The organism is Kitasatospora sp. NPDC056800 (genome assembly GCF_042789775.1).
Lineage (GTDB): Bacteria > Actinomycetota > Actinomycetes > Streptomycetales > Streptomycetaceae > Kitasatospora.
The window spans coordinates 92,222-104,232 of the sequence record NZ_JBHUAL010000002.1; the positions used below are offsets into that span (position 1 = coordinate 92,222).

The following is a 12,011-nucleotide window of genomic DNA, read 5'->3' on the forward strand; positions in this document are numbered from 1 at the left end:
CCTCCCACCCGGGAGGGCCGCCCCTCCGCGTTTCCGGACGGGCCCTCCCGGGGCGCGGGTCCTAGGTCCCCGGACCCGGGCCCGGGGCGGCCGGGGACGGACGCGGCGGCCGTCACGGCGGCGGTAGTTTGACCGTATGCCCAGCACCACCGGAGACCACGCGGCCCACCACGGCCCGCTGCCCGCCTGCGAACCGTGCCTGGCCGGGATCGAGGCCGTCAGCCAGGCACTGCTCGCCATGAGCCGGCACCTGGAGGTCCGCGAGGTGCTGCGCCGCATCACCGCCTCCGCCCGCGGCCTGCTCGGCGCCGAGTACGCCGCCCTCGGCGTGCCCGACGACCACGGCGGCTTCGCCCAGTTCGTCGTCGACGGCGTCACCGACGAGCAGTGGCGGGCGATCGGCCCGCTGCCCCGGCAGCACGGCGTGCTCGCCGCGATGCTGCACGAGACCGGCCCCACTCGGCTGGTGGACGTCCGCAAGGCGCCCGCCTTCGAGGGGTGGCCCGAGGCCCACCCCGACATGGACGCCTTCCTCGGCATGCCGATCCTGGACACCGACGCGGCCGAGGACGAGCCGCAGGTGATGGGCGTCATCTTCCTCGCCAACAAGCGCGGCGGCGGCCAGTTCACCGACCACGACGAGGAGCTGCTGCGGATCCTCGCCGCGCACGCCGGCCTCGCCCTGTCCAACGCCCGGCTGTACGAGCGCAGCCGCGAGCTCACGCTGGCCGGCGAGCGGGCCCGGATCGCCCACGACCTGCACGACGCCGTCTCGCAGAAGCTCTTCTCGCTCCGCCTCACGGCCAAGGCGGCCGCCAAGCTCGTCGACCGCGACCCGGCCCGGGCCCGCGCCGAACTCGCCGAGGTCGCCCGGCTGGCCGCCGAGGCCGCCGACGAACTGCGCGCCGTCGTCGTGGAACTGCGCCCCGCCGCCCTGGAGGAGGACGGGCTCAGCGCCACCCTCGCCTCCCAGGTGCAGGTCCTCGACCGGGCGCACACCGCCGACGTCGCCTTCGCCGCCGACGGCGTCCGGGCGCTGCCGCCCGCCCAGGAGGCCGCGCTGCTGAGGGTCGCCCAGGAGGCGCTGCACAACGCGCTGCGCCACTCCGGCGCCCGCCGGGTCACCGTCACCCTGGCCGGGACGCCCGCGCGCGGCGCCGTGCTGCGGGTGCACGACGACGGGCGCGGCTTCGACCCGGAGTCCGTCCGACGGGCCGGCCGCCACCTCGGCCTGGCCTCGATGCGCGACCGCGCGGCCGCCGTCGGCGGCACGCTCACCCTGGAGTCGGCCCCCGGTCGGGGGACGCTCGTCGAGATGGAGGTCCCCGGTGCCTGAGAGCACACCGTCGATCCGCGTCCTGCTGGTCGACGACCACCAGGTCGTCCGGCGCGGGCTGCGCACCTTCCTGGAGGTCCAGGACGACATCGAGGTGGTCGGGGAGGCCGCCGACGGGGCGGAGGGCGTCGAACGGGCCCGTGAACTCGACCCCGACGTCGTCCTGATGGACCTCAAGATGCCCGGCGTCGACGGCATCGAGGCGCTGCGCACCCTCAAGGGGGAGGGCAGCCGGGCCCGGATCCTGATCGTCACCAGCTTCACCGAGCACCGCACGATGGTCCCCGCGCTGCGGGCCGGCGCCGCCGGGTACGTCTACAAGGACGTCGACCCGGAGGCGCTGGCCGGCGCGATCCGCTCGGTGCACGCCGGCCACGTCCTGCTCCAGCCCGAACTGGCCGCCGCCCTGCTCTCCGACGACAGCCCGCGCGCCCCCCAGGGCCGCGGCGGCACGCTCACCGAGCGCGAGCGCGAGGTGCTCGGCCACATCGCCGACGGCCGCTCCAACCGGGAGATCGCCCGCAGCCTCCACCTGTCGGAGAAGACCGTGAAGACCCACGTGTCCAACATCCTCATGAAGCTGGACCTGGCCGACCGCACCCAGGCGGCACTCTGGGCCGTCCGCCACGGCGAGACCCGCGAGGCGTAGCGCGCCGGGGGTGCCCCTCCGCTCAGCGGTCGTCCCGCTCGTCGACGAGGGCGTTGTAGGCGGCCACCTGGGCGCGCCGGGCGGTGCGCCGCAGCGGGGCCAGGGCGGACTGCCGGGCCGCCATCTCGGAGGCGCTGACAGCGGCGCCGTGCCCGCCCGAGGCGATGGCGAGCAGGGCGGACACCTGACGGGCCGACTCCAGGACCCGGACGGCCCGGGGCGGGTAGCCGGGGGCCAGCGGCTCGCTGTGGCCGCGCCGGCGGTAGGCGTCGAGGGCGCGCAGGGCCTCGGGCCCGGCACCGGCCACGTCGAGGCGGGTGAGCAGGACGGTCGCCTCCCGCAGCCCCTCGGCCAGCTCGCGCTCGGCCTCGTGGAGCGACGGGACGTCCGCCGGAGGTGTGTCGTTGACCTCATGGCAGCGCCACAGCACGGTGGCCGAGCGGTCGCCGGCCGGCCCGTACTCCTCCACCTCCGGCACCAGCCCGAGCGGTGCGCCGACGGCCAGGACGGCCTCGCCGGCCCGCATGGCCCGCTCGTTGAAGGCCTTCGGGCCGGTCAGTCCGAGCGGGTGCCCGGCCGAGGGCAGCGCGAGGCGCAGGCCCTTCACGCCGAGCACCCGCAGCCGCCCCAGCGCCCAGGTCAGCCCGTGCTGCTCGCCGGGCCCGTCGCCGGGCAGGCCGGTGACCCGGTGGCGCTCGTCGGCGCCCAGGACGGCCGCGGCGGCGTCGTCCGGCGGCACCAGGCCCGCCAGCTGGGCGTTGCCCCATGCGGTGAGCCGCCCCGAACGGGGCTCTTCGTACGGATTGTCGGCTGGAGTCACGAGCATCCGGCCAGCCTACGGAATCGCCGGTCATCCGCGTGGCGTAGGTTTGCCCATGCGTGTGCGGCGCACCCACCCCGTGCCCACCGGCTGCCGGAGTAGGCTCGCCGCCCGCACCGACGGCCGAGAATCTTGTTTTTTGGGGAAGGCATAGGCATGAGCGACGTGCTGGAGCTGGTTGACGTATCCGTGGTCCGGGAGGGGCGCGCGCTGGTCGACCAGGTCTCGTGGTCCATCTCCGAGGGCGAGCGCTGGGTCATCCTGGGACCGAACGGCGCCGGCAAGACCACGCTGTTGCAGATCGCCTCCTCGTACCTGTTCCCGACCTCGGGCAAGGTCACGGTGCTGGGCGAGAAGCTCGGCGAGATCGACGTCTTCGAGCTGCGCTCCCGGATCGGTCTGGCCGGCGCCGCCATGTTCGACAAGCTGCCGGCCGAGCAGACCGTGCTGCAGACCGTCCTCACCGCCGCGTACGGCATGACGGTCACCTGGCAGGAGACCTACGAGCAGTCGGACGAGTCCCGCGCCCTGGCCCTGCTCGACCGCCTCGGCATGGCCAACCTCACCGACCGGAAGTTCGGCACCCTCTCCGAGGGCGAGCGCAAGCGCACCCTGATCGCCCGCGCCCTGATGACCGACCCCGAGCTGCTGCTGCTCGACGAGCCCGCCGCCGGCCTGGACCTCGGCGGCCGCGAGGACCTGGTCCGCCGGCTCGGCGCGCTCGCCCAGGACGAGTTCGCCCCGGCGATGGCGATGGTCACCCACCACGTCGAGGAGATCGCGCCCGGCTTCACCCACGTCCTGATGATCCGTCAGGGCAAGGTGCTCACGGCCGGCCCGATCGACACCGAGCTGACCGCCCGCAACCTCTCCAAGTGCTTCGGCCTGCCGCTGACCCTGGAGCGGCACGGAGACCGCTGGTCGGCGCAGGGTCTGCCGCTGGGCTGAGGCCCCGTCCGCCCGTTCCTGTCGTTCATCCGGACGGCCGTCGGGAACCGGTCGCACGCGCGACCGGTTTCCGCCCCTCGACCTGCGGGAACTGTCCGCTTCGAAGGCCTTCGCTCCCTAGGATGGACATGTGGACAGCTGGATCTGGTGGCTCCTGGCCGCCGCAGGGCTCGGCATACCGCTGGTGCTCACCGCGATGCCGGAGTTCGCCATGTTCGCGGTCGGGGCGCTGGCCGCCTCCGGCGTGGCCGCGCTGGGCGGGGGAGTGGTCCTCGAGACCGTGACCTTCGTCGCCGTCTCGGTCGCCCTGGTGGTCTTCGTCCGCCCGATCGCCTACCGGCAGCTCCGTAGCGGGCCGCAGGTCAAGATGGGCATCGAGGCGCTCCAGGGCGCCACCGCGGTCGTCGCGGAAACCGTCGACGGGGAGGGCGGGAGGATCAAGCTGAACGGCGAGATCTGGTCGGCCCGCGCGCTCCACCCGGGCCAGGTGTACCAGCCTGGACAACAGGTCGACGTCGTCGAAATCCAGGGCGCGACCGCCCTGGTCGTCTAGGGGAGAGTCCGTGGAACCCGTCCTTATCGTTTTGGTCGTCCTGGTCGTGGTGGCCTTCATCGCGCTGATCAAGACGATCCAGGTCATCCCGCAGGCCAGCGCCGCGATCGTGGAGCGCTTCGGCCGCTACACCCGGACGCTCAACGCAGGGCTGAACATCGTCGTCCCGTTCATCGACCGGGTCCGCAACCGGATCGACCTGCGCGAGCAGGTCGTGCCGTTCCCGCCGCAGCCGGTGATCACCCAGGACAACCTGGTCGTCAACATCGACACCGTCATCTACTACCAGGTGACCGACCCCCGGGCCGCGACGTACGAGGTCGCCAGCTACATCCAGGCGATCGAGCAGCTGACCGTCACCACGCTGCGCAACATCATCGGCTCGATGGACCTGGAGTCCACCCTGACCTCGCGCGAGGTCATCAACGCCGGTCTGCGCGGCGTCCTGGACGAGGCCACCGGCAAGTGGGGCATCCGGGTCAACCGCGTCGAGCTGAAGGCGATCGAGCCGCCGACCTCCATCCAGGACTCGATGGAGAAGCAGATGCGCGCCGACCGTGACAAGCGCGCCGCGATCCTCACCGCCGAAGGCCAGCGCCAGGCCCAGATCCTCAAGGCCGAGGGTGAGAAGCAGGCCGACGTGCTCCGCGCCGAGGGTGAGGCGCAGGCCGCGGTCCTGCGCGCCGACGGTGAGGCGGCCGCGATCCGGACGGTCTTCGAGGCCATCCACGACGGCGACGCCGACCAGAAGCTGCTCGCCTACCAGTACCTCCAGACGCTGCCCGAGCTGGCCAAGGGCGACTCCAACAAGCTCTGGATCATCCCCAGCGAGGTCGGCGACGCGCTCAAGGGCCTCGGCGGCGCCTTCGGCGGCCTGACCGGGGGGATGAACGGCGGCGCGGTCGCGGCGCCCACCGTTCCGCAGGCGGCCCCGGCGGTCCCGGCGGCCACCCAGGTGCCGCTGGACCCGGCCTCCGGCCCGCGGCCGGTGGACACCGAGAAGGGCGCCGCCCGTCCCCGGGTGGACCCGGCCCGGGAGTACCCGAAGATCGACCCGGAATGACCGGATCGGAGTGACCGAGCCGGAGTGGCCGGTCGGACCGAGTTCCGTCGAGGGCCCGCTGCCGAGAGGCGGCGGGCCCTCGGCCTTGTGCGGCGGCGGTGGAGCGCGCGCACGTTGTGAGGTGCGTCCCGAATCGTGGGCGGGTCTGGTAGAGCCGCGGGGCCGTCCGGCATGATCCCCTCGGACAGGACCGAGAGGAGAGGTGACCCATGACGCTCTGGGAGTCGATCGCCGTCCTGGTGGCCGGCGTCGGCGCCGGGATGATCAACGTCATCGTCGGCTCCGGCACCCTGATCACCTTCCCGGTCCTGCTCGCCGTGGGCCTCCCGCCGGTCACCGCCAACGTCTCCAACACCTTCGGCCTGGTCCCCGGCTCGCTCAGCGGCGTGATCGGGTACCGCCGCGAACTGGCCGACCAGGGCCGCCGGGTGCTGCGCCTGGGCACCGCCTCGCTGCTCGGCGGGCTGGTCGGCGCGCTGCTGCTGACCAGGCTGCCGAGCGGGGCCTTCGACGCGATCGTCCCGGTGCTGATCCTGCTCGCGCTCGTGCTGGTGGTGATCCAGCCCCGGGTGGCCAAGGCCGTCGCCGCCCGCCGCCGCCCCGGCGGCGATCCGGACGGCAGCCCGGTCCTGCTGGTCGGGGTGTTCCTGACCGGCATCTACGGCGGCTACTTCGGCGCCGCGCAGGGCGTGCTGCTGATGGCCCTGATGGGCATGCTGCTCCAGGAGGACCTCCAGCGGATCAACGCGGTGAAGAACGCCCTGGCGATGATCGTCAACGCCGTCGCCGCGCTCTTCTTCCTCTTCACCTCGACGGTGAACTGGACCGCCGCCGGTCTGATCGCGGCGGGCTCGCTGGTCGGCGGCCTGGTCGGCGCCAAGGTCGGCCGCCGCCTCCCGCCGACGGCGCTGCGCGGGGTCATCGTGGTGGTCGGCCTCGTGGCCGTCGCCAAGCTGCTGTTGAGCTGAGGGGCCGTCAGGCCGTCGGGTCCGGCAGGGTGTCGGAGCATCGAAACGTCGGAACATCGGAACGTCGGAGGAGTACGCCATGGCCCTGGAGATGCGTGAGAGCTGCGAGCGCTGCGCGGTGTCGCTGACCGCGGACGGCGGCGCCTCGATATGTTCCTACGAGTGCACCTTCTGCCCGGACTGCACCGAGGCCATGGCCGGCGGCTGCCCCAACTGCGGCGGCGAGCTGGTGACCCGTCCGCGCCGGAAGGCCGCCTGACACCGGAACCCCGGACGTCCCGGAAACCCGGACGTGCCGGAACTCCGGCACCCCGGACCGACCATCCAGCAGGAGCGCGGCGATGAGCAGCAGGGCACGGCTGAACGAGGACGAGATCACGGCGGCCCTGGCGGCGCTGCCCCGGTGGACGCGGGAGGGCGACGGCATCGCCCGTACCGCCGACGCCCCGGACTTCCCGGCGGCGGTCCGGGTGGTCGTCGCCGTCGCCGAGCAGGCCGAGGCGCTCGACCACCACCCCGACATCGACATCCGCTGGCGCACCCTGCGCTTCGTCCTGTCCACCCACAGCGCCGGCGGCCTCACCGGTCTGGACTTCACCCTCGCCGCCCGGATCGACGAGGCCCTGCGCGCCGAGTCGGCCTCCTGACGCCGCCGCAGGACCGGCCGGCCCGGGACGGTACGGGCGAGGGCCCGGGCCGCGCCCCCGGGCGGGCGTGAGATGCTGACTGCCGCATCGGCAGGCGGGCGGGGCTCGGGAGGGACGGAACGGATGGCGCAGGAGCCCTTCGGAGACGCCCACGACCGGCAGCCGTGGCCGCCCCAGAGCCACCCGGACTGGCAGAGCGGTGGGTACGGCGGGTACGCCGAGCAGCAGCAGACAGCTCAGCAGGTGCCGCAGCAGCCGTCGCAGTGGCCGCCGCAGCAGGGCTACGGCTCGGCCGAGTACGGGCAGCAGCAGCCGCAGTCCGGCCAGGGCGGTTACGGGCCCACCGGCTACGACCAGAGCGGGTACGACCAGGCCGGCTACGGCCGGAGCGGGTACGACCAGGCCGGTTACGAGCAGAGCGGTGTCGGCCCGACCGGCTACGTCCAGGGCGGCTACGTCGAGGGCGGTTACGTCCAGGGCCCGTACGGCGGCCAGGAGCAGTACCAGCCGTACCCGCAGTACCCGGACCGCGCGCAGCCGCACCAGCCCTACGCGCCGTACGCCACCCCGCAGCAGCCCGCCGACGAGGGGCTGTACGTCCCGGCGGGGGCGGAGTACTCGGCGGACGGCTACGTGCACATCGAGGAGGCCGGGCCGGCGCCCGTCCCCGAGGAGCCCGCGGTGACCACTCCGGTGCGGGCCCCCGAGCCGCAGGCCGAGCCGGCCCCGCGGTCGAGGGCCGCGGCCCGTCGAGGGGGCGGCGGCGGTTCCGGCGCGGGTGAGGGTTCCGGCTCCTCGCTCTCCGCCAAGGCCCGGAAGGCCGCCGACGCGGTGCTGACCGGGGAACACATGCCCAGCCGCAAGGCCCTGCTGGTGCGGACCGGCGCCGGGGTGGCCGCGCTGGGAGTGCTGGTGGCGGCCGGGCTGATGGTCGGCGCCGAGGGCGGCGGCAGCGCGGCGGCGAGCAGCGGCGGCGAGCCGGGCTTCGCGGTGGCGCACGACCGGGTGTGGGCCGCGCAGCCGGCCGCGGCCGGTCCGTCCGGGGGCGACGACACGCTGATCGGCGGCTGGCTGCTGGCCGACGCGGTGGTCCGGGCCGACGGCTCCGGGGTGCACGCGTACGACCGGGCGGGCGGCAAGGCGACCTGGTCGGTGGAGCCGCCGGCCGCCGGGGCCGTCCCGTGCGGGCTGTCGGCGGGGGTGAACCCGGCGGGCCTGGGCGCGGCCCTGTTCCGTCCGCAGGCCGATCCGAAGAGCCCCTGCACGCTGGTGGCCGCCGTGGACACCAAGACCGGCAAGACCGTCTGGACCAAGAGCCTCTCGGACGCCAAGGGCGCCTACTCGGCCCGGGTCGGCGTCACCGAGGACAAGGTGATCGCCGTCGGCGACGACCGGGTGCTGGCCTGGGAGTCCGCCGACGGGAAGGACGTCTGGCAGTACACCGGGCAGGGCAAGTTCTGCACCCTGTCCGGCGGCGTCAGCGGCAAGACCGTGCTCGTCGCCTCCTCCTGCGCCGACTCGACCCCCGCCGACCAGGCCGTCGCGCTGAACACCGCGGACGGCAAGGTCGGCTGGTGGCGGGGCCTGAACAACCAGCCGAAGACGGTGACCGTGCTGTCGGCCGAGCCGTCCGTGGTCCTCACCACCGGCGGGAAGCCCGAGGACGACCGGGTGTTCGCCTGGGGCACGGGCGGCGACCCGGCCGCCGAGATCCCGGTGGCCGTCGACGGCGGCCGGCTGGACGTCGCCCACGGTACGTTTTCGGCCACTCCCGAGGTGTACTTCGAGGGCCGCACGATGGTCACCACCCTGGCCCCGCCGAACGGCGGCGGGCCGGTGGCCGCGGTCGGCTACGACCTGGACACCGGCAAGCAGCGCTGGAAGACGCCGACCGCCGCCAAGGGCGCCGTCCGGGCGGTCGGCATCGACGGCGGGTCGCTGGTGCTCGCCGCCGACGAACGCCGCGACCAGCCCGCCCGCCTCAGCCGGTTCCCGCTGGCGGGCGGCCGGGAGGCGACCGGGGGCAACTTCCCGGCCGGCACCGGCTCGCTGCTGATCTCCGGACGGGTGCTCATCGGCGGTGGGCAGGTGGTCGTGGTGCCCGAGCACTCGACCAACTACGGCACGGCGGCGGGGTACCGGGCGAAGGACTGAGGCCCTCCGCCCGGGTTTCCGGCCTCCTTGCGCCTCCTCGCGCCGCCTTACGCCGCCTTACGCCGCGGAGACGGGCCGGCCCGGTACGGCCGGCAGCCAGTCGGCGAGGTCCCGGACCTCCGAGCCGCGCAGACCGAGCGCCAGCATCAGGCTGGCCTGCGGCGTCGGCTCGAACGGGCGGCGCAGCAGCTTCATCCCGGCCTGCTCCGGCGTGCGGTCCGCCTTGTGCTGGTTGTCCTCCGCGCACGCGGCCACGGTGTTCATCCAGCTGTCGGCACCACCGCGCGACCTGGGCTGGAGGTGGTCCACCGTGGTGGCCCGCCGGCCGCAGTACGCGCACAGGTGCCGGTCCCGCGCCAGGACGCCGCGCCGCGACCACGGAGCCTGTTGTCGGAACGGCACCCGTACGTACCGTTGCAGTCTGATCACCCGCGGCACCGGGACGGCAATGCCCGTCCCCCGGATCGAGCGCAGCGGATGCGCCTGCTCCACCACGGCCTTGTCCTGGAGCACCAGGACGACGGCGCGCTGGAGCGACACCGTCGTCAGGGGCTCGTAGCTCGCGTTCAGAACCAGCGTGTTGCGCACTCGGCACACCCTTCCCGCGGGCGTGCCACGGCGGCACGACCGTCTCCACACACGTCACTGCCGCCGCACGGCGGTGGAACCACTCTGAATGGGCCCTTAGCCGTCGAACAACGGAATTTCCGGTATCGGGGAGGGGCCCGGGACGGCGGACCGGCCGACCGGGAGGGGTGCCTCGGGGAAACTCGCTGGCCGGAACCGCGTAGGCTCTATCAGGCTGGAGTCGTACCGACCCGGAGCCCGACCGAACCGGGCCAGCACTGGTCGGACGCCCGATCGAAGGAGAAGCGTGACCGTGACGGACATCGTCGACGAGCTGCAGTGGCGCGGGCTGATCGCCCTTTCCACTGACGAGGACGCACTGCGCAAGGCGTTCGCGGACGGCCCGGTCACGTTCTATTGCGGCTTCGACCCGACGGCCCCCAGCCTGCACCTCGGCAACCTGGTGCAGATCCTCACCATGCGCCGCATCCAGCAGGCGGGGAACCTCCCGCTCGGGCTGGTCGGCGGCGCCACGGGCCTGATCGGCGACCCGAAGCCCACCGCCGAGCGCGTGCTCAACGACCCCGAGACGGTGGCCGGCTGGGTCGAGCGCCTGCGCGGCCAGATCTCGCGCTTCCTCGACTTCGAGGGCCCGTACGCGGCGCGCATGGTCAACAACCTGGACTGGACGTCCGGGATGTCGGCGATCAGCCTGCTGCGTGACGTGGGCAAGTACTTCCGGGTCAACAACATGATCGCCAAGGAGGCCGTCGCCCGACGGCTCAACTCCGACGCGGGCATCAGCTACACCGAGTTCAGCTACCAGATCCTCCAGGGCATGGACTACCTGGAGCTGAACCGCCGCTACGGCTGCGCCCTGCAGACCGGCGGCAGCGACCAGTGGGGCAACCTGACCGCCGGCACGGACCTGATCCGCAAGGCCGACGGCAAGTCCGTCCACGCGCTGGCCACGCCGCTGATCGTCAAGGCCGACGGCACCAAGTTCGGCAAGACGGAGTCCGGCACGGTCTGGCTCGACCCCGAGCTGACCACCCCGTACGCCTTCTACCAGTTCTGGCTGAACGCGGACGACCGGGACGTCCCCACCTTCCTGCGGATCTTCAGCTTCCGCTCGAAGGAGGAGGTCGAGGAGCTGGAGCGCGAGACCACCGAGCGCCCGGCCGCCCGCCTCGCCCAGCGCGCCCTCGCCGAGGAGCTCACCACGCTGGTGCACGGCGCGGAGCAGTACGAGCGCGCGGTCGCCGCGTCCAAGGCGCTGTTCGGCCAGGGCGACCTCGCCGACCTGGAGGCCCCGACCCTGGCGGCCGCCCTGGCCGAGGTCCCGAAGGCCGAGGTGTCCGAACTGCAGACGGTGGTCGACCTGCTGGTCGCCGTCGGGCTGTCGCCCAGCCGTTCGGCCGCCCGCCGGACGATCAAGGAGGGTGGTGCCTACCTCAACAACGTCAAGGTGACGGACGAGGAGGCGGTGCCGACCGAGGCCGACCTGCTGCACGGCCGCTGGCTGGTGCTGCGGCGCGGCAAGCGGAACCTGGCGGCGGCGGAGCTGGTCGCGGCCGGCTGACCGCCGCCGGCTGACCGCCGGTCGACGGCCGGGCCGGTGGAGGCTGCCGGTTGAGGCTTGGCTGAAAGCACACCTGCTCTGAGCTGCGGCTTCGAGCCCCGAGGGCCGGATCTGGACAGATCCGGCCCTCGACGTTTGACGATGTCGTCCAGGTGGCCTAGTGTTGAACGAGTCGCTGGAGCGGCCACCCCACTCAGCAAGACCCACTCCCACTCTGATTCCCATGAAAATGGGTTCGTCGGCATTGCCGTCTACGGGTGAGTGTGAATTTCGAGTGACACTCGGAATGCGGTAATGTGGTGGACGTCGCGAAAAGCGGACCCGGCCAGTTCGGGAAATCGGATGAATGAAACTCCGGAAAACGGAGCGGAAAACATCTGATAAGCTGGAAACACGAAAGAACGAAGCCCGGAGGGTCCGCTGGAAGGCGGTCCGAAGGAAGCGTCCGTTCCTTGAGAACTCAACAGCGTGCCAAAAGTCAACGCCAGATATGTTGACATCCCCGGCCTCAGGGTTTCCTGGGGTTGGAGATTCCTTTTGAAACAAACACTAGCGAGGACGCAGTGCGCGGGGCCGCCCTATTCCGGTGGTTGCCGTGCCGCTCAACGCGGGTGTCGACCCGATTACGGGTAAACATTCACGGAGAGTTTGATCCTGGCTCAGGACGAACGCTGGCGGCGTGCTTAACACATGCAAGTCGAACGGTGAAGCCCTTCGGGGTGGA

The 12,011-nt window shown here is 72.8% G+C and carries 12 protein-coding genes and 1 rRNA gene; 11 read left to right on the top strand and 2 right to left on the bottom strand.

From position 1 onward, the window contains the following. Positions 1 to 238 precede the first annotated feature (238 nt). Positions 239 to 1,336, top strand: coding sequence for a GAF domain-containing sensor histidine kinase (locus ACFRQN_RS01030; RefSeq protein WP_049652110.1), 1,098 nt, complete (start codon positions 239 to 241; stop codon positions 1,334 to 1,336). After that, on the top strand, positions 1,329 to 1,985 hold the full coding sequence (locus ACFRQN_RS01035) for a response regulator transcription factor (RefSeq protein ID WP_049652101.1): 657 nt from the start codon (positions 1,329 to 1,331) through the stop codon (positions 1,983 to 1,985). The genes ACFRQN_RS01030 and ACFRQN_RS01035 overlap by 8 nt, the downstream gene beginning before the upstream one ends. A gap of 22 nt (positions 1,986 to 2,007) precedes the next feature. Here ACFRQN_RS01035 and ACFRQN_RS01040 read toward each other — a convergent pair whose 3' ends face one another. Continuing rightward, a complete protein-coding gene (locus ACFRQN_RS01040; protein WP_074001594.1) occupies positions 2,008 to 2,811 on the bottom strand; it encodes a hypothetical protein in 804 nt (267 codons plus the stop codon). A 150-nt stretch (positions 2,812 to 2,961) separates the two neighbouring features. On the opposite strand from ACFRQN_RS01040, the gene ACFRQN_RS01045 reads away from it, so the two are divergent. The 7 genes from ACFRQN_RS01045 (at position 2,962) to ACFRQN_RS01075 (ending at position 9,138) form a co-directional block, all read left to right on the top strand. Continuing rightward, positions 2,962 to 3,753: an ABC transporter ATP-binding protein gene (locus ACFRQN_RS01045; RefSeq protein ID WP_049652103.1), complete on the top strand. Its 792-nt coding sequence runs from the start codon at positions 2,962 to 2,964 to the stop codon at positions 3,751 to 3,753. 130 nt (positions 3,754 to 3,883) lie between these two features. Next, a complete protein-coding gene (locus tag ACFRQN_RS01050; protein WP_049652104.1) occupies positions 3,884 to 4,306 on the top strand; it encodes an NfeD family protein in 423 nt (140 codons plus the stop codon). A 10-nt stretch (positions 4,307 to 4,316) separates the two neighbouring features. Next, positions 4,317 to 5,369 carry an SPFH domain-containing protein gene (locus tag ACFRQN_RS01055; protein WP_049652105.1) on the top strand — a complete coding sequence of 351 codons (1,053 nt, stop codon included), beginning with the start codon at positions 4,317 to 4,319 and terminating at the stop codon, positions 5,367 to 5,369. Between the two features lie 209 nt (positions 5,370 to 5,578). Further along, complete coding sequence (locus ACFRQN_RS01060) at positions 5,579 to 6,337, top strand: sulfite exporter TauE/SafE family protein (protein WP_049652106.1); 759 nt, start codon at positions 5,579 to 5,581, stop codon at positions 6,335 to 6,337. Positions 6,338 to 6,416: 79 nt separating this feature from the next. Next, positions 6,417 to 6,596 carry a DUF1272 domain-containing protein gene (locus ACFRQN_RS01065; RefSeq protein ID WP_049652107.1) on the top strand — a complete coding sequence of 60 codons (180 nt, stop codon included), beginning with the start codon at positions 6,417 to 6,419 and terminating at the stop codon, positions 6,594 to 6,596. A gap of 82 nt (positions 6,597 to 6,678) precedes the next feature. Further along, the gene (locus tag ACFRQN_RS01070) at positions 6,679 to 6,984 is read left to right on the top strand and encodes a 4a-hydroxytetrahydrobiopterin dehydratase (protein WP_049652108.1); all 306 of its coding nucleotides are present in this window, start codon (positions 6,679 to 6,681) and stop codon (positions 6,982 to 6,984) included. A gap of 123 nt (positions 6,985 to 7,107) precedes the next feature. Continuing rightward, entirely contained in the window at positions 7,108 to 9,138 is a 2,031-nt protein-coding gene (locus ACFRQN_RS01075; protein ID WP_380737377.1) for a PQQ-binding-like beta-propeller repeat protein, read from the top strand. Between the two features lie 57 nt (positions 9,139 to 9,195). Here ACFRQN_RS01075 and ACFRQN_RS01080 read toward each other — a convergent pair whose 3' ends face one another. Beyond that, the gene (locus ACFRQN_RS01080; RefSeq protein ID WP_049659779.1) at positions 9,196 to 9,726 is read right to left on the bottom strand and encodes an HNH endonuclease; all 531 of its coding nucleotides are present in this window, start codon (positions 9,724 to 9,726) and stop codon (positions 9,196 to 9,198) included. 292 nt (positions 9,727 to 10,018) lie between these two features. On the opposite strand from ACFRQN_RS01080, the gene tyrS reads away from it, so the two are divergent. After that, the gene (tyrS, locus tag ACFRQN_RS01085) at positions 10,019 to 11,287 is read left to right on the top strand and encodes a tyrosine--tRNA ligase (RefSeq protein WP_074002093.1); all 1,269 of its coding nucleotides are present in this window, start codon (positions 10,019 to 10,021) and stop codon (positions 11,285 to 11,287) included. 636 nt (positions 11,288 to 11,923) lie between these two features. Then, a 16S ribosomal RNA gene (locus ACFRQN_RS01090) occupies positions 11,924 to 12,011 on the top strand; the annotation flags it as partial.